At 70.9% G+C, this 15,448-nt stretch carries 18 protein-coding genes; 4 read left to right on the top strand and 14 right to left on the bottom strand.

Features of this window, described 5'->3' with window-relative positions; all coding sequences use genetic code 11:
• Window positions 1–13: 13 nt before the first annotated feature.
• Genes AMO33_RS01585 through AMO33_RS01575 form a run of 3 tightly spaced genes read right to left on the bottom strand, consistent with a single transcriptional unit; the run spans window position 14 to window position 2,176 of the window.
• Entirely contained in the window at window positions 14–208 is a 195-nt protein-coding gene (locus tag AMO33_RS01585) for a hypothetical protein (protein WP_060590044.1), read from the bottom strand.
• 13 nt (window positions 209–221) lie between these two features.
• A complete protein-coding gene (gene qcrB, locus AMO33_RS01580) occupies window positions 222–1,868 on the bottom strand; it encodes a cytochrome bc1 complex cytochrome b subunit (protein ID WP_060590043.1) in 1,647 nt (548 codons plus the stop codon).
• Window positions 1,865–2,176, bottom strand: coding sequence for a putative quinol monooxygenase (locus AMO33_RS01575; RefSeq protein WP_060590041.1), 312 nt, complete (start codon window positions 2,174–2,176; stop codon window positions 1,865–1,867). Before AMO33_RS01575 ends, qcrB begins: the two co-directional genes overlap by 4 nt.
• Window positions 2,177–2,319: 143 nt before the next feature.
• Here AMO33_RS01575 and sigJ point away from each other — a divergent pair, with 143 nt between their 5' ends.
• Window positions 2,320–3,240 carry an RNA polymerase sigma factor SigJ gene (gene sigJ, locus AMO33_RS01570; protein WP_240327378.1) on the top strand — a complete coding sequence of 307 codons (921 nt, stop codon included), beginning with the start codon at window positions 2,320–2,322 and terminating at the stop codon, window positions 3,238–3,240.
• Here the strand turns inward: sigJ and AMO33_RS01565 are convergent.
• Both AMO33_RS01565 and AMO33_RS01560 read right to left on the bottom strand, forming a co-directional pair.
• The gene (locus AMO33_RS01565; protein ID WP_060590039.1) at window positions 3,224–4,081 is read right to left on the bottom strand and encodes an HpcH/HpaI aldolase/citrate lyase family protein; all 858 of its coding nucleotides are present in this window, start codon (window positions 4,079–4,081) and stop codon (window positions 3,224–3,226) included. The two genes, sigJ and AMO33_RS01565, sit on opposite strands and share 17 nt — an antisense overlap.
• Window positions 4,078–5,529, bottom strand: a complete 1,452-nt coding sequence (locus AMO33_RS01560) for an NAD-dependent succinate-semialdehyde dehydrogenase (RefSeq protein ID WP_060593232.1) — start codon at window positions 5,527–5,529, stop codon at window positions 4,078–4,080. Before AMO33_RS01560 ends, AMO33_RS01565 begins: the two co-directional genes overlap by 4 nt.
• Window positions 5,530–5,759: 230 nt before the next feature.
• Between AMO33_RS01560 and AMO33_RS01555 the strand changes: the two genes are divergently transcribed.
• Window positions 5,760–6,149 carry an SRPBCC family protein gene (locus tag AMO33_RS01555; protein ID WP_060590037.1) on the top strand — a complete coding sequence of 130 codons (390 nt, stop codon included), beginning with the start codon at window positions 5,760–5,762 and terminating at the stop codon, window positions 6,147–6,149.
• Between the two features lie 13 nt (window positions 6,150–6,162).
• Here the strand turns inward: AMO33_RS01555 and AMO33_RS01550 are convergent, their stop codons facing one another.
• Window positions 6,163–7,014, bottom strand: a complete 852-nt coding sequence (locus tag AMO33_RS01550; protein ID WP_060590036.1) for a PucR family transcriptional regulator — start codon at window positions 7,012–7,014, stop codon at window positions 6,163–6,165.
• Window positions 7,015–7,484: 470 nt separating this feature from the next.
• Here AMO33_RS01550 and AMO33_RS01545 point away from each other — a divergent pair, with 470 nt between their 5' ends.
• Together AMO33_RS01545 and AMO33_RS01540 are read left to right on the top strand one after the other, a co-directional pair.
• On the top strand, window positions 7,485–8,486 hold the full coding sequence (locus tag AMO33_RS01545; RefSeq protein ID WP_060590033.1) for a 5-oxoprolinase subunit B family protein: 1,002 nt from the start codon (window positions 7,485–7,487) through the stop codon (window positions 8,484–8,486).
• On the top strand, window positions 8,483–9,475 hold the full coding sequence (locus tag AMO33_RS01540; protein ID WP_060590032.1) for an acetyl-CoA carboxylase biotin carboxylase subunit family protein: 993 nt from the start codon (window positions 8,483–8,485) through the stop codon (window positions 9,473–9,475). The genes AMO33_RS01545 and AMO33_RS01540 overlap by 4 nt, the downstream gene beginning before the upstream one ends.
• Before the next feature lie 42 nt (window positions 9,476–9,517).
• Here AMO33_RS01540 and AMO33_RS01535 read toward each other — a convergent pair whose 3' ends face one another.
• The 8 genes from AMO33_RS01535 to AMO33_RS01500 are packed head-to-tail and all read right to left on the bottom strand — an operon-like array spanning window position 9,518 to window position 15,448.
• Window positions 9,518–10,486 carry a 5-oxoprolinase subunit C family protein gene (locus AMO33_RS01535; protein WP_060590029.1) on the bottom strand — a complete coding sequence of 323 codons (969 nt, stop codon included), beginning with the start codon at window positions 10,484–10,486 and terminating at the stop codon, window positions 9,518–9,520.
• Complete coding sequence (locus tag AMO33_RS01530) at window positions 10,476–11,354, bottom strand: 5-oxoprolinase subunit B family protein (RefSeq protein WP_060590027.1); 879 nt, start codon at window positions 11,352–11,354, stop codon at window positions 10,476–10,478. The genes AMO33_RS01535 and AMO33_RS01530 overlap by 11 nt, the downstream gene beginning before the upstream one ends.
• A complete protein-coding gene (locus AMO33_RS01525; RefSeq protein WP_060590026.1) occupies window positions 11,347–12,720 on the bottom strand; it encodes an acetyl-CoA carboxylase biotin carboxylase subunit in 1,374 nt (457 codons plus the stop codon). The genes AMO33_RS01530 and AMO33_RS01525 overlap by 8 nt, the downstream gene beginning before the upstream one ends.
• Before the next feature lie 6 nt (window positions 12,721–12,726).
• Window positions 12,727–12,972, bottom strand: a complete 246-nt coding sequence (locus AMO33_RS01520) for an acetyl-CoA carboxylase (RefSeq protein ID WP_060590024.1) — start codon at window positions 12,970–12,972, stop codon at window positions 12,727–12,729.
• A gap of 39 nt (window positions 12,973–13,011) precedes the next feature.
• Window positions 13,012–13,728 (bottom strand): 5-oxoprolinase subunit PxpA, encoded by a 717-nt coding sequence (locus AMO33_RS01515; protein ID WP_060590022.1) that lies wholly within the window; start codon window positions 13,726–13,728, stop codon window positions 13,012–13,014.
• Between the two features lie 46 nt (window positions 13,729–13,774).
• A complete protein-coding gene (locus tag AMO33_RS01510) occupies window positions 13,775–13,984 on the bottom strand; it encodes a tautomerase family protein (RefSeq protein WP_060590020.1) in 210 nt (69 codons plus the stop codon).
• Window positions 13,985–14,012: 28 nt separating this feature from the next.
• Complete coding sequence (locus AMO33_RS01505) at window positions 14,013–14,348, bottom strand: Rieske 2Fe-2S domain-containing protein (protein WP_060590018.1); 336 nt, start codon at window positions 14,346–14,348, stop codon at window positions 14,013–14,015.
• Between the two features lie 26 nt (window positions 14,349–14,374).
• Window positions 14,375–15,448: a 2Fe-2S iron-sulfur cluster-binding protein gene (locus AMO33_RS01500; RefSeq protein ID WP_082668549.1), complete on the bottom strand. Its 1,074-nt coding sequence runs from the start codon at window positions 15,446–15,448 to the stop codon at window positions 14,375–14,377.

The following is a 15,448-nucleotide window of genomic DNA, read 5'->3' as shown; positions in this document are numbered from 1 at the left end:
TGCGGTGCCGGGCTCACCGGGTGTGCCTGCACAACACCTCGTAGGCGCGGCGGGCGTCTTCGGGGAACACCAGGACCACGACCCGGCCACCCCAGCGACGCGCTCTCGCCGCGGGTCCGGCGGTGGCGCGGATGCCGTTGTCGCGCAGCACCGTACGGACCAGCTGTGCCGTCTCGTGGTCGGTGACGGTCGCGGCGGGCACCAACAACCCGTACTCCGTTTCACGACACGTCACCGGAACGGCCCCCGAGCCGGCGGTCCTGAACGGCCTGCAGGGCCGCCCGCTGCCCGCGTTCGCCCGCGTGGGCGTGCCGGACCAGCGCCTCGGCCTCCTCGGGCGGGTCCGGGCGCAGGAACGAGCCCGGACCCGGAGATCCCGCCGCGCCCACCGCGTTCAACGTCTTCGGCACCGGCGCGCCCGCGTAGTCCAGGATGGCGGGACGGCCGTGGTCGTCCACCGGCGCCAGCGACTGGTGCACCTCGATGTACTCCCCGTGCGGCAGCCGGACGATCAGCCCGGTCTCGATGCCGTGCGCGAGCACGTCGCGGTCGCTGCGTTGCAGCCCGAGGCAGAACCGGTAGGTCAGGAAGTAGGCCGACGGCGGAACGATCAGCAATCCGATCCGCCCCGCCCAGGTGAGCGCGTTGAGCGACAGATCGAATCGCACGGCGAGAATGTCGTTGACGCACGACAGGGTGAGCACCACGTAGAAGGCGATGGCCATCGCCCCGATACCGGTGCGCACGGGCGCGTCGCGCGGGCGTTGCAGCAGATTGTGCGCAGCGGTGTCGCCGGTCAGACGCCGCTCGATCGAGGGGTACAGCACCATCACGATCAACACCAGGGCCATCACGACCGCGACCCAGAACGCGGCCGGGATCGTGTAGTCGCCCAGATAGATCTCCCAGGCGGGCAGCAATCGCGCCAGCCCATCGGTCCACATCATGTAGAAGTCCGGCTGGGAACCGGCCGACACCTGGGCGGGGTTGTAGGGACCGAGATTCCAGACCGGGTTGATCTGCAGCAGCCCGGCCAGCACGGCGATCGTGCCCAGCGTGAACGCGAAGAACGCGCCCTGATCGACGGCGAAGACCGGCACGATCCGTGCGCCGACCACGTTCTGCTCGGTGCGGCCGTGGCCGGGGAACTGGGTGTGTTTCTGGTACCACACCAGCGCGATGTGGGCGGCGATGAGCGCCAGCATCACCCCGGGCAGCAGTAGCACATGGGCGATGTAGAGGCGCGGAATGATGATGTCGCCGGGGAATTCCCCGCCGAACAGCAGCCAGTGCAGCCAGGTACCGATCACCGGGATGCTCATCGTGATGCCGCCCAACGGTGACCGCAGGCCGGTGCCGGAGAGCAGGTCGTCGGGCAGACTGTAGCCGAAGAATCCTTCGAACATGGCCAGGATCAGCAGGATCGAGCCGATGATCCAGTTCCCGTCGCGCGGCTTGCGGAACGCACCGGTGAAGAAGATCCGCAGCATGTGCAGGATCATCGAGGCCGCGAACAGCAGTGCCGCCCAGTGATGCACCTGCCGGACGAACAGCCCGCCCCTGACCTCGAAGGAGATGTTCAGCGAGGACTCGTAGGCGCGCGACATGGTGACCCCGCGCAACGGCTGGTAGGCGCCGTCGTAGACGACCTCGCTCATCGACGGATCGAAGTACAGGGTCAGATACACCCCGCTCACCAACAGGATGACGAAGCTGTACAGGGCTATCTCGCCCAGCAGGAACGACCAGTGCGTCGGGAAGACCTTGTTGACCGCACTCCTGGCGAAGCCCGCCATCCGGTAGCGCGCGTCGGCCTCCCGCGCGGCGTGCGCCACCCGGGAGGCCCCGCCCGCCGATGCGGCACTCATCGGGTGCGTGCCGGCGGCGTGAACTGTCCGGCGGGCCGATAGACACCGGCTTCGGGCACACCCAGTTCGGCGATCCGCGCCGCGAATTCCTGCGCGCGGGGGTCGGCGAGGGTGGCCTCGGCATCGTCGGGACCGTCCCACTGGGCGATGGTGATCACCCGCGAACCGTCCACCGCGGCCAGCAGGGTCACCGACACGAACCCGGGCCGGTGCCGGATCACCTGCTCGGTGCCTTCGGTCAGGACCTCGATCAGCTCCTGCTGCCTGGCGGGATCGACCGAGATGATGTTGACGAACGTGGCGGTCACGGCCGGCCTCCTTCCTGTCGGTGGCCCACGGTCCTGCACCGGGGCCCTCATCGATCAGGACGACCGGCGACGCCGGAATGTCAGGTGATCCGCGTGACAGCGGCCGGTCCTGACATTTCGCGGCGCCGTGTCGTCTACTGGGTATGGGCACCGACATCGGGAGCGACACCACCATGCGGGACGACGCGGATCTCCCGGCAGACCTGCACGCGGTCGCCGCCGAGCGGCGCGCGTTGCTGAACCTGGCCTACCGGATGCTCGGCACCGCGGGCGATGCCGAGGACGCCGTGCAGGAGGCCTATGTGCGCTGGTACCGGCTCGACGCGGCCCGGCAGGCGGCGATCGACCAGCCGCGCGCCTGGCTGTTGAAGACGCTCGGGCGAATCTGCCTGGACATGCTGGGCTCCGCCCGCGCCCGCCGCGAACGCTACGTCGGCCAGTGGTTGCCCGAACCGCTACCCGGCCCCGGCCACGAACAGGGTGCCGATCCCGCGGACCGCATCACCGTGGACGAGTCGGTCACGATGGCGCTGCTGCTCGTGCTGGAGGCCATGACGCCGGCCGAACGCGTGACCTTCGTCCTGCACGAGGTGTTCCGGTACCCGTTCGCCGAGATCGCCGAGATCGTCGGCCGCTCCCCCGGCGCCTGCCGCCAACTCGCCCATTCCGCGCGTCGGCGCGTCGCCGCCCGGCAGTCCACGACCCCGGCCCACCACCGCACCGCCCTCGCCGAGCGCCTGCGCACCGCCTGGACCAACGGCGACCTCCCCGCCCTGCTCCGGGTGCTCGACCCGGACGCCACCGTGGTCACCGACGGCGGCGGGCTCGTCACCGCGGCACTGGAACCCGTGCACGGCGCGGAGCCGGTCGCCCGGTTCCTCCTCGACGTGTTCGGGCGCGCCCCCGGCCTCGTCGTCGAACCCGCCACGGTCAACGGCGAGCCCGGCCTGCGCGCGCACACCGACGGCACCACCCTGGCCGTCATCGCCCTCGGCATCACCGACGACCGCATCGATCACCTGTGGGTCGTCCGCAATCCGGACAAGCTCACCGCCTGGCCGTGACGGCGTCGCGGTCGAAGACGCGAGCCAATGCCACGACCTGTTCGGCGCGGGCCAGCCGGGGCGCATCGGAGCCGTCGCGCGGACCGCCCGCCCGGTATCGCCGGAGAAGTGCGGTGGCCGAGGCGATTTCGTCGGGCGACGGGGACAGCAGGTCGTTCACCACGGCGGTGTGCTCGGCGCGCAGGCACAACCGCCCGGTCATGCCCGCCGCCGCGGCGTCGGCCGTCTCCGACCGGAGCAGGGCCGGGTCCGCCCCCACCGTCGGACCGTCGACGGGTCCTGGCAGACCGGCCGCCCGGCTGGCCACGGTCAACCGGCATCGCGGATACGCCAGCACCGCCGGATCCCGCGCGATACCGGTGTCCCGCCGGAAATCGCCACTGCCGAAAGCCAATCGGGTCGTGGCCGGGCGCCCGGCGATCTCGCCGCTCGCCTCGAGTCCCGCGGCGGACTCGACGAGCGCGACGATCGGCAGCCCGCCCGGCAGCCTCGCGGCGGTGGCGTCCACCTGCTCGCCGTGCTCGGTCTTGGCGAGTACCACGCCGGCCAGACCCGGCAGCTCGGCGAGCGCGGCGAGGTCGTCGGACCAGTGGACGGAGTCGGCGTCGTTGATCCGCACCCACGCCCGGTGTCCGGACCGCAGCAGCCGGGCGACCTCGGCCCTGGCATCGGCCTTCCGGTCGGCGGCCACACCGTCCTCGAGGTCGAGTACCACCGCATCGGCCGCGGAGGCGGCGGCGGTGGCATACCGGTCGGCGTCGTCGGCGGGCACCAGCAGCCACGAGCGTGCGTGGGTGGCGGGCACCCGCCGCGCGGATGCGGCGGGTCCGGCGGCCGTCACGACGCGATCCCCACGTACTTGGTGGCCAGATACTCCTCGATGCCCTCGATCCCGCCTTCGCGCCCGAAGCCCGAGTGCTTGATCCCGCCGAACGGCGCCGCCGCGTTCGATACCACGCCCTGGTTGACCCCGACCATTCCGAACTGGAGGTTCTCCACCACCTCCAGCACGCGCGAGAGGTTCTCCGAGAAGACGTAGGAAGCCAGGCCGTACTCGGTCGCGTTGGCCATCGCGACGGCCTCCTCGACGGAGCCGAACGTCGCGATCGGCGCCACCGGACCGAACAGTTCCTCCCGCGCGACCGGGTGGTCACCGATATCGGTCAGCACGGTGGGTGCGTAGAAGTAGCCCGGTCCGTCGACGGCCGAACCGCCGGTGAGCACCCGCGCACCGTCCCCGGCGGCGTCGGCCACCAGGCGCGCCACCTTGTCGCGTGCCCGGGCGTCGATCAGCGGCCCGACCTGCACGCCGGGCTCGGTGCCACGGCCGATCTTCTGCGCGGCCATCGCCGCGGCGAAACCGGCCGCGAACTTCTCGGCCACCGCCTCGTGCACCAGCAGCCGGTTGGCCGCGGTACAGGCCTGCCCGACATTGCGCATCTTCGCCACCATCGCGCCCTCGATCGCGCGGTCCAGGTCGGCGTCCTCGAACACCAGGAACGGCGCGTTGCCACCCAGTTCCATCGACACCCGCAACACCTGGTCGGCGGCCTGTGCCAGCAGCCGTTTGCCCACCGCCGTGGACCCGGTGAAGGTGAGTTTGCGCAGTCGCTGGTCGCGCAGCAGCGGCGCGATCGTCTCCGGCGCACGGGTGGTGGTGACGACGTTGAGCACCCCGTCGGGCAGGCCCGCGGTCCGCAGCAGCTCGGCGAAGGCCAGCGCGGTGAGCGGGGTCTGCTCGGCCGGTTTGAGCACCATCGTGCATCCGGCGGCCACGGCGGGGGCGATCTTGCGGGTGGCCATCGCCAGCGGGAAGTTCCACGGCGTGATCATCAGCGTCGGCCCCACCGGCTCCTTCATGGTGAGCATGCGGGTGGCGCCCTCGGGCGAGCGTCCCCACCGGCCGCCGACACGCACCGCTTCCTCGGCGAACCACCGCAGGAATTCCGCGCCGTAGCGCACCTCGCCGCGCGACTCGGCGAGCGGCTTGCCCATCTCCAGGGTGATCAGCAGTGCGAACTCGTCCAGGCGCCGCAGCACCTCCTCGTAGGCGGCACGCAGCAGGTCCGAGCGCTGCCGGGGCGGGGTCGTCGCCCACGACCGCTGCGCTTCGGCGGCCGCGTCCAGCGCGGCCGCCATTTCCGCCGGGCCGCCGTCGGCCACGTCGGCCAACCGCGCACCGGTGGCCGGATCCTCGACGGGGAACCGGGCCCCGTCGTCGGCCTCCCGCCAGCCGCCGCCGATGAACAGGCCGGTGGGCACCCTGTCGAGCACATCCCTGTCGCGCACTTCCGCTCCGCCTTCCTTCCGCTGCTCCGCGGCGGCGGACAGCAGGCCGCCGCCGCGCGTTCGCAGCAGCGTGCCCGGCCGTGCGTCGCCCGGAACATCCCCCTTCTGTCGCAAAGATCGCGTCCGAGGTGTCCAACTCGCGCACTCGCGCCGCCTCGGAACTGCGGCAGGCTGACACCCCGGATCGCCCCTTCGAGAGCATTCGCCCCTTCGACAGCAAAGGAATCTCCATGGCAACGCTTCGCTCGCACGTGCTGATCGACCGCAGCGCCGACACGGTGTGGCAGGTGGTGCGCGACGTCCCCGGCATCAGCCGCTGGTTCCCCGCGATCACCGCGTCCAGCGGGGACCAGCAGCGGCGCTCGGTGACGCTGGCCGACGGCAGCACGCTGGACGAGCAGGTGGTCACCCTCGACGACGACCTGCGCAGGCTGCAATACCGGGTGATCGGCGGCGACCTCCCGGTGACCGCCCATCTGGGCACGGTCGACGTGCTCGCGCTGGACGCGGATCGCTCGCTGGTGGTCTACAGCACCGAGATCGAGCCGGCGGAGCTGGCGGCCGCGTTCGGCCCGGCCTGTGCGGAGGGCCTTGCGGGGCTGCGGGCGGCGGTGTCCTGAGTTCGCGGGCGGGTCACTCGTCCGGGTACAGCTGCAGCGCGAACCAGAGTTCCGCGCGCACGGTCGGGTCGTCGAGGTCGCGCCCGAGCGCATCGGCGATCCGGGTCATCCGGTAGCGCAAGGTGTGCCGGTGGATGCCCAGCGATCCCGCGGAGGCGTCGGCCTGCCCGTTGTGGGCGAGAAACGCCCGCAACGTCTGCGCGAAATCGACCTTGGATCCCTTGTCGAGTGCGGTGAGCGGCGCCAGCGCCGCCTGCGCCCAGGCCCGTGCGTCGGGACCGGTGAGATGGCGCAGCAGGCCCGCCTCGGAGACGTCGCGGGCCATGTACAGCTTGCCGGGCTGGTCCGAGGCCGCCTCGAACACCCCGCGCACGCGCCGCCAGGCCGCGGGAAGGTCGGTCACCTCCACCGGATCGGTGACGGCGCCCCGTCCGTGCGGCACCCGGCGCAGGATGGCCTCCAGCGTGCGCACGTCACCCTCGGCGGTCGGCAGGACGATGCCGATCCGGCCCGGTCGCAGCTCCGCGATGACCGTCTCGATCCGGCGCAGCGCCTGGTCCTCCTCGGCCGCTTCGAGCAGTTCCAGCGCGTATCGGCGGGGCACGCCGAGCAGGGCGGCGCGCACCGGCCCGTCCGGGATCGGCACCCGCAGGATCTCACTGGTGCTGCGGGCCACCTCGGCGTGCCCGCCGAGCAGCAGATGCAGCACCGCCGAGCGGTTGTTGCGGGCGGCTCGGCGCAGTTCGTCGCTGCGATGCAGGTCCTCGGCCAGCAGGTAGGTGGCGGTATCGACCAGCGAGCGTTCGATCGCGTCGAGCGGGTTCGCGCGGCCGATGGCGATGAACCCGCGGATGCGCCCGGCCACCCGACCGGCCGGATCGAGACGGACTCACCGGGAATGACCAGCGACATCGTGGTCGGGCGCGCGCCCGCGGTGAACCGGGACAGTTCGGTCTGCACCAATGCCAGATGCGCGCGCGCCCCCTCCGGAATCGAAGCCAGCGGGGCGCCCGACCCGTCCAGGACCAGCAACCACCCGCCGACCAGACCGGCGATGCGCTCGGCGATGCCTCGGGTGCCCTGGGCCGCGACCGAGGCGCGCACCAGTTCGCGGTGGGCGCGGGCGACCGCGTCAGCGGAGTCCGACATCTGCGGCGGCAACTCCTTTCCGAATTCGGGGGTCTCCCAGCATGGGGCACCGGCGCACCGGTTCGTGCTGGCCGGTGTGGCAGGCTGCTCGTCCGGTGTTGTACACCGGGGAGCATTGCACGACGGCGGGTAGCGGCCATCATTCGAGGCAGCGACCCGCCCCCGACCGGACAGATCGGACAGCCCATGCCCTCGTCTCCCACGATCCTGCACACGCTCCCCGCCGGACCCGAGCGGCCCGCGGTGCAGGTACGCCAAGCCGGAGACCATCAGATCCTCGTCGAGTACGGGGAGATGGAGGTGGACCTGCGCCTGAACTTCCGCGTGCACGCGCTGCGGCAGGCGCTGGCGAACGACCCCGTCGACGGGGTGCTCGAGACCGCCCCAGGCTTCCGCTCGATGATGGTGACCTTCGACCCGGCCCGGATCCCGCGGACCCGCCTGCTCGAGGAGGTGATCGCGCGCGAGCGGGCCGCGCCCGACCTGGATTCGCTGGTACTGCCGAGCCGGCGGCTGACCATGCCGATCGCCTTCGACGACGAGATGACGCGCGAGGCGGTCAAGCGCTACCGGATCACCACCCGCAACGATGCGCCCAACGTCGCCGACGGCGACAACATCGACTACATCGTGCGCTACAACGGCTTCACCAACCGGGAGGAGTTCTTCGCGCGCTTCCTGGCCACCACCTGGTGGAACGCCTTCATCGGCTACTTTCCCGGCCTGCCGTCGCTGTTCGCCCTCGACCCGCTCACCCAGATCTCGGTGCCCAAGTACAACCCGGCCCGGATGTGGACCGCCGAGGGCGCCGTGGGGATCGGCGGGCCCTGTGTGGTGCTGTATCCGGTCGAGTCGCCCGGCTCGTACCAGCTGTTCGGCCGGACGCTGCCGCTGTGGAACCACGATTTCACCGGAAGTGATTGCCGCACCGCCGATTCCGCACCGGCCACGGTCGCGGCCCGGTCGAATCTGTTCCAGGTGGGCGACCGGGTGACGTTCACGCGGGTCACCGAGAAGGAACTGCTCACCGAGCGCCTGCGGGTGTTCGAAGGCACTTACGAATACCGGATCGAGGAGGACGAATTCGTGGTCGCGGACTATCTCGACCAGGTCGGGCGGCTGGCCGGAGCGGCCGCCGCCGTCGCCGCCGAGCGCAGGGCGGCCGCGAGCCGGGTGACGGTGCCGTGAGCGCCCGCACCGCGCTCGAGATCATCGACCCCGGCCTGCAGACCACCGTGCAGGCGTGGCCGGGACGCCAGGGACTCACCTCGCTCGGCTACTTCCCCGCGGGCCCCATGGATCACCTGTCGCTGCGCGCGGCCAACGTCCTCGTCGGCAATCCGGCGGGGGCGCCTGCGCTGGAGGTGCCCAAGATCGGGATCTCGGTGGCGTTCCTGATCGACACACAGATCGCGGTCGCCGCCCCGGACGGTGCCGCCGTCCTGCTCAACGACGTTCCCGCCGCCGCGTGGGAGACGGTGGACGTGCGGGCAGGCGACGTGCTGCGCACCATCGGCGCGGGTGGCCCCGGTTTCCGGCTCTACCTGGCCGTGCGCGGCGGGATCGCGGTGCCCGAGGTCTACGGTTCGGCGGCGACCTCGCTGGTGGCGGGCATCGGCGGGGTCGAGGGCCGGGCCCTGGTCCGCAGCGATCTGCTCGCGATCAACGGCGCGGCGCCGATCCCCCGGCGCAGGCTGCCCGAGGCGATGCGGCCGCGGTTCGGCACCGAGTGGGAGATCGAGATCATCCAGGGTCCGCACGCCTGCCCGGACTACCTCACCCCCGACGACTGGGCCGAGCTGCTCGGCAGGCAGTGGCGGGTGGACCTGAACTCCGACCGGATCGCCACCCGGCTCAACCCGTACCGGTTCACCTGGGCGCGCCCGGACGGCGGCAGCGCGGGCGGGCATCCGTCGAACGTGCTCGACGACGCCTACCCGGTGGGCGGCGTGCTCGCCAACGGCGACGTGCTCACCATCCTCGGCATGGACGGCAACACCTCCGGTGGCTTCGCGGTGGTGGCGACCGTGCCGCACTGCGCGCTGTGGAAGGTCGGACAGATGCGGCCGGGCCGCGACACGATCCGCTTCCGGGAGGTGGACTACGAGGAAGCGCTCGCGCTGAACCAGCGGGTCGACTTCACGGTCGACCCGCGCCGCACGGTCCGCGTGCAGTGACGGTGCGCTGCCCGCGCCGCGACTCGCGGCGCGGGCAGCCGGTCAGGCCAGCGCCTGGGCCAGGTCGGCGAAGCGGCCCTGCGCGTGCCGCCGGGCCCGTAGTGCCTCGTCGAGCGAGACCGCCCGCAGCCGGGTGTTCGTGCCCGGCGCCGACTGCCCGACGATGTCCATGTCGACGCTGATGACGGTGCCGACCATCGCGTAGCCACCGCCGGAGACCGCGTCGCGGTGCAGGATGATGGGCTCGGATCCGCTGGGCACCTGGATCGAACCGATGGGGTAGCCCGCGTCGACGATGTTCGAGGGATCCGATCCGGCACCGAAAGGTTGCGTACGGTCGGTGAACGTCAGTTTCGCGCCCGAGTACCGGAAGCCGGTGCGATCCGCGACCGGCGTCAGCGTCCAGACGGTGCCGAGCAACGCCTCCGTGGCCTCCTCGGTCAACCGGTAGTCGTAGAGCCCCAGGACCACCCGCAACTCCACCTCCCGCGACCAGGCCGGACGGGACCGCTCGGGGACGCGGCGGGGTACGAACGGCCCCGCCGCCGCGCCGACCGGCAGCCGGTCCCCGGCGCGCAACGGCCTGCCCTGATACCCGCCCAGTGCGCCGAGACCGTAGGTCGACCGCGACCCGAGTACTTCGGGCACGTCGAAACCGCCCGCGACCGCGATGTAGAGCCGCGCGCCCTGCTGGATGTAGCCGAACGACAGCACATCGCCCTCGACGACCGGGAACGCCTCCCAGGCGTCGACCTCGACGCCGTTCAGCAACACCGGTGCCTGTCCGCCCGTGACGGCGACGACGCCGGGCCCGTCGAAGGCCAGCTTCGGGCCGAGATAGGGCGCCTCCAGCACGGCCGCGTCCACCGGATTGCCCACCAGCAGGTTGGCGAGCTTGGCCGAGGTCTGGTCGAGCGCGCCCGACGGCGGGATCCCCACGTTGTACCCCCCGCTTCGGCCCAGGTCCTGCACGGTGGTGGCCAGGCCGGGCTCCATGATCTCAACGTGCATCGAGAGCTCCCAGGAGGTGTTTGTTGTAGGCGACGGGGTCGGCGAGGAATTCGTTGAGCTCGAAATCGACGGGGACCGTCCGATAGACGTTCTCGCCGCGGTCCACCGCCTCCGCCAGGCGCCGGTACTCGGCCTCGTCGACGGGCCGGAACTTCACGATGTCACCCGGCCGGAACAGCACCATCGACTCGCGGAAGACGGCATGGCGCTGCTCGGGGTCGAAGATCGGCAGCGGGGTCACCCCGAACATCTGGTACCCGCCCGCGCCCTTCACCGAATAGATGCAGGCGAAGCAACCGCCATGCCCCACCGTGAGTTTCGGTGTCTCGGTGCGCGGCCGCAGATACTTCGGCAGCTCGATCTGCTGCTCCCGCTCGACCATCTGGAACATGAACGGCAGACCGGCCACGAACCCGACCATCGACACCAGCCACGGCGCCGAGGAATGACGGTCGACGAACTCCGCCACCGATCCCAGGCCCAGTTCGGCCATCGCGTACTCGACATCGGTGCCCTCGGGGCGCTGGTGTCGGTCGCGGAACTTCGCGCCGACCTCGCGGGTCATCGGATCGTCGTACCAGACCGGGATCTCGAGCAGCCGGGTACGGATGGCCGGATGGGTCTGGCGCGCGACCTCCTCCTCGATCGCGCGCACCACGGCTTCCAGCGTCGCGGGCTCGAGCCGGTCCGGGTCGAACCGGATCAGCAGCGAGGCGTTCGCCGGACAGATGTCGAGGATGCCGTCGAGGTCACGTTCGGCCAGCCGGTTGCTGATCGCCATCGCCGTGAAGTTCGCGGCCGGCGTCATCTCCTCGGCGATCTGCACGACCAGGTGCTCGTCGGCGCCCCAGGAGTAGCGGCTAGGCATCGGCGGTCTCCGTCCGTGCCTGTTCCCGCGCGGTCAGCCGCCCCTCCAGCCACGTGGTGTGGTAACGGCCGGTCCGGAACTCGTCGGTGGCGAGCACGGCGGCCACGAAATCGGCTGTGGTGGTGACCCCTTCGATCACCAGCTCGTCGAGTGCGCGGCCCAGGCGGGCCAGGGCGCGCGGCCGGTCCTCGCCCCAGACGATCACCTTGGCCAGCATCGAGTCGTAGAACGGCGCCACCACCGACCCGGCCTTGAAACCGCTGTCCACCCGGACGAACGGCCCGGCGGGCAGATCGAAGCGGGTGATCGCGCCCGGACTGGGCAGGAAGCTCTGCGCCGGGTTCTCGGCGTTGATCCGCACCTCGATCGCGTGCCCGGCGGGCACCAGCTCCTCCTGCCGGAACGACAGCGGCGCCCCGGCGGCCACCCGCAGCTGTTCCCCGACCAGGTCGCGCTGGTAGATCATCTCGGTGACCGGGTGCTCGACCTGGATGCGGGTGTTCATCTCGATGAAGTAGAACTCGCCGCGCATCTCGTCGTAGAGGAACTCGACGGTGCCCGCACCGGTGTAGCCGACGCTGGCGGCCAGCTGCACGGCCGACTCGGCCATGCCCGTGCTCGCCGCCGCAGGCAACCCCAGCTCGCCGGCCTCCTCGATGACCTTCTGCCGCCGCCGCTGCATGGAGCAGTCCCGCAGGCCCAGATGGACGAAGTTCGTGCCGTCGCCGAAGATCTGCACCTCGATGTGCCTGGCACGCGGGATGAACCGTTCCACGTACACCGCGTCGCTGCCGAAGGCCGCGCGTGCCTCGGCCTGGGCGGTGCTGATCGCCGCGGCCAGATCCTCCTGCCGTTCGACGATGCGGATGCCGCGGCCGCCGCCGCCCGCGGCCGCCTTGATGGCCAGCGGGAAGCCGGTGCGCTGGGCGATCTGCTCGGCTTCGGCCGCGTCGTGTACCTCGCCCGGCGAGCCGGGGACGGTGGGCACGCCCGCCGCCTCGGCGGACTTGCGGGCGGCGACCTTGTCGCCCATCTCCCGGATCGCGGTGGGGCTCGGGCCCACCCACAGCGCGCCCGCGTCGAGCACGGCCTGCGCGAAATCGGCGTTCTCGGAAAGAAATCCGTAGCCGGGATGGACCGCGTCGGCGCCGCTTTCCCGCACGGCGTCCATGATCGCGGCCACGTTGAGGTAGCTCGCCGTGGCCGGCGCCGGTCCGACGAGCACACACTCGTCGGCGGCACGGACGTGTTCGGCGTCCTTGTCGGCCGCGCTGTAGACGGCCACGGTGGCGATGCCCTGTTCCCGGGCCGCCCGGGCGATCCGGACCGCGATCTCGCCGCGGTTGGCGATGAGTAGCTTACGCATGGCTGGTCACTTCGTTTCGATGACGGCGATGACATCGCCGGGCGAGAGAGTTCCGTTGTCTTCCACCGTGAACGACGTGAGCACCCCCGCGGCGCCCGCCTTGATCTCGGTGAACTGCTTCATGATCTCGACCAGTCCGACGGTCTGGTCGGCCTCGACCGGTGCGCCCGGCTCGACGAACCGGGGCTGGCCGGGTGCGGGCGAACGGTAGAAGATGCCGGGCAACGGCGAGAGGACGTGATGCTCGCTCACGGGAGTGCCTTTCGAGTCGGGACGGTGGGCTCCGGAATGTCACACAGCGGACAGCACATCGCGAACGGCCTGGGCGATCTCGACGGCGTTCGGGGTGTCGGAGTGGACGCAGATGGAATCGACGCGCATCGCGAACTCTTCGCCGGTCACGGCGGTCGCGATGCCGTCGACCAGTGCCTTGCGAGCTCGTTCGGTGGCTTCGGCCACGGGGGTCGCGTGCGGCCGGCGCGCGACGATGAGGCTGCCGTCGGCCCGGTAGCCCAGATCGACGTAGAACTCGGCCACGAACGGGACACCCAGTTTCTGCGCGGCCTTCTCGTGCTCGCTGTCGGCGATGCCGAAGATCGGGACCTCGTATTCGGCGGCGACGGTGGCGATCGCCTCGGCCAGTTCGGGATCACGCGAAGACATCCCGTACAGCGAGCCGTGCGCTTTGATGTGGTCGAGCGTGCCGCCCTCGGCCTTGAGGAAGGCGACCAGCGCGCCGACCTGGTATCGCACGATGTCGGCGGCCTCGTCGGGGAACAGCTTCATCTCGCGGCGGCCGAAGCCGACCAGATCGGGCAGGCCGGGATGGGCGCCGACGGTGACGCCGCCCGCCAGCGCCTTGGCGACGGTCTCGTGGATGCCGACCGGATCACCGGCGTGGAATCCACAGGCGACGTTGACGGTGTCGACGAGGCCGACGAGCCGGTCGTCGTTGCCGAAGGTGTGGATACCGAACGACTCGCCCATATCCGAATTGAGTGTGACCATGGTGTTCTCTTTCGCTGTGTGACGCCCGCGCGACGGTGGCGCGGCGTTATTCTGGGTCGTTTTCGTATTCGTAGTGATCGCAGAACAATCGGCCGTTTCGGCCCCAGTCCTCGCGGGTCACGTCGGTGAAGATGAACTGGATGGTCTCCGGCTTGCACTTGGCGATGCGCGCGATCTCCGGCGTCAGCGTCGCGACCATCTCGCGTTTCTGCTCCAGGGTGCGCCCGGGGAACCAGTCGATGCGGACGAAGGGCATGGGGCTTCTCCTCGCTGCGGGGACGGGGTCAGGAGTGGGCGACTTTCGGCGTGTCACCCGCCGGGTCGACGTAGATGTCGTCGCCGTCGATCTTCACCGGGAACTTCGCCAGCTCGGCATGGCCCGGATTCACCCCCTTGCAGGTCGGCAGATCGAACTGCCACAGATGCGCCTTGCAGGTCAGGGTGTTGCCGTCGAGTTCGCCCTCGACCAGCTCCACCTGCTGATGCGGACAGATCGCCTGGGTGGCGATCACTTCGCCGCCCGCCAGATGAGCGAGCAGGATTTCCTTGTCGCCGACCGTGAAGGACTCCATCTCGCCCTCCCACAGATCGTCGAATGTCGTCACGTGTTCGAATGCCATCGGTGATCCTCGGTTGAATCCGATCCTCAGAAGAATCGATCGAAATGAACGCGTTCGGCGGGAACCCGCCGTTCCAGGACGAGGTGGCGGACGACCGCGTCGGTCATCACCGGCGGTCCCGCCACGTAGATCTCGTGCTCGGCCAGGGTCGGCAGGTCGTAGGCCGCGACGAGTTCGTGGACGAATCCCCGCGACCCCGACCAGCCCGCGGTGGGCTCCTCGGAGATCGCCTCCGCCAGCGCGGCATGCCGCAGTCGCGCGGCCACCTCGTCGACGAATTCCCCGGCGCACAGGTCGATTTCCCGACGCCCGCCGTAGAAGAAGTGCAGGCGGCGATCGGCGGCGTCCGGGCGGGCGGCCAGCCCCCGCGCGATCGACACCATCGGCGCCAGCCCCGATCCGCCGGCGATGCAGACCACGTCGCGCTCGGTCGGCCGCAGGTGCGCGTGCCCGTACGGCCCGTCCAGGCTGATGCGGTCGCCCACGCCGAGCCGGTCCACCAGCTGCGGCGAGACCCGCCCGCCCGGCACCCGCTTGATCTGGAACTGCCAGAGCCCGTGCGGATTCGGCAGATTCGACATCGAGTAGGCCCGTTCCCGGGGTGCTCCCGCGCCGGCACCGGTCTCCGGGGCCAGCATGGCGAACTGCCCCGGCAGGAAATCGGCGGGATCGTCGGCCAGGAAGGTGATCTCGCGCAGGTCGTGGGTCAGCTCCCGCACCGCGGTCACCACGACGGTGCGCCGGCGCGGCCGCGCGTGCCCGGCGGGCCAGTCGCCGCGAGCGGGCAGGTCGACCACGCAGTCGGTGCGCGGCACGGACCGGCAGGCGAGCAACTTGCCCTTGCGGCGATCGCGTTCGCTCAATCCGGGCGGGTTCGGGTCCAGCTGCTCGACCTCTCCGTCGCGGAGCACGAACTTGCAGGTGCCGCAGCCACCGCTGTTGCACTCGTAGCCGGCCGCGACGCCCGCCCGGAGCGCGGCACGCAGCACGGTGTCGCCCTCCGGGCACGGGAACTCCGCACCCGCGGCGGTACGCACGGTGACGGGCAGGCCGTCACCGGGCACGGCCGCCACGCCCGCGGTCTGCTCCGAACAGCGCAT

Source organism: Nocardia farcinica, from assembly GCF_001182745.1.
In the GTDB taxonomy this organism is placed as follows: domain Bacteria; phylum Actinomycetota; class Actinomycetes; order Mycobacteriales; family Mycobacteriaceae; genus Nocardia; species Nocardia farcinica.
The sequence above is the reverse complement of the archived record's forward strand: the minus strand, read 5'-3'. Positions and strand labels throughout refer to the sequence as shown.

What these genes read in the sequence shown, in the direction of transcription:
- AMO33_RS01505 (WP_060590018.1), bottom strand. Translation starts at nt 14,348, where the DNA reads ATGGCATTCGAACACGTGACGACATTCGACGATCTGTGGGAGGGCGAG.
- AMO33_RS01530 (WP_060590027.1), bottom strand. Translation starts at nt 11,354, where the DNA reads ATGCCTAGCCGCTACTCCTGGGGCGCCGACGAGCACCTGGTCGTGCAG.
- AMO33_RS01515 (WP_060590022.1), bottom strand. Translation starts at nt 13,728, where the DNA reads ATGGTCACACTCAATTCGGATATGGGCGAGTCGTTCGGTATCCACACC.
- qcrB (WP_060590043.1), bottom strand. Translation starts at nt 1,868, where the DNA reads ATGAGTGCCGCATCGGCGGGCGGGGCCTCCCGGGTGGCGCACGCCGCG.
- AMO33_RS01555 (WP_060590037.1), top strand. Translation starts at nt 5,760, where the DNA reads ATGGCAACGCTTCGCTCGCACGTGCTGATCGACCGCAGCGCCGACACG.
- AMO33_RS01500 (WP_082668549.1), bottom strand. Translation starts at nt 15,448, where the DNA reads ATGCGCTGTTCGGAGCAGACCGCGGGCGTGGCGGCCGTGCCCGGTGAC.
- AMO33_RS01545 (WP_060590033.1), top strand. Translation starts at nt 7,485, where the DNA reads ATGCCCTCGTCTCCCACGATCCTGCACACGCTCCCCGCCGGACCCGAG.
- AMO33_RS01510 (WP_060590020.1), bottom strand. Translation starts at nt 13,984, where the DNA reads ATGCCCTTCGTCCGCATCGACTGGTTCCCCGGGCGCACCCTGGAGCAG.
- sigJ (WP_240327378.1), top strand. Translation starts at nt 2,320, where the DNA reads ATGGGCACCGACATCGGGAGCGACACCACCATGCGGGACGACGCGGAT.
- AMO33_RS01525 (WP_060590026.1), bottom strand. Translation starts at nt 12,720, where the DNA reads ATGCGTAAGCTACTCATCGCCAACCGCGGCGAGATCGCGGTCCGGATC.
- AMO33_RS01535 (WP_060590029.1), bottom strand. Translation starts at nt 10,486, where the DNA reads ATGCACGTTGAGATCATGGAGCCCGGCCTGGCCACCACCGTGCAGGAC.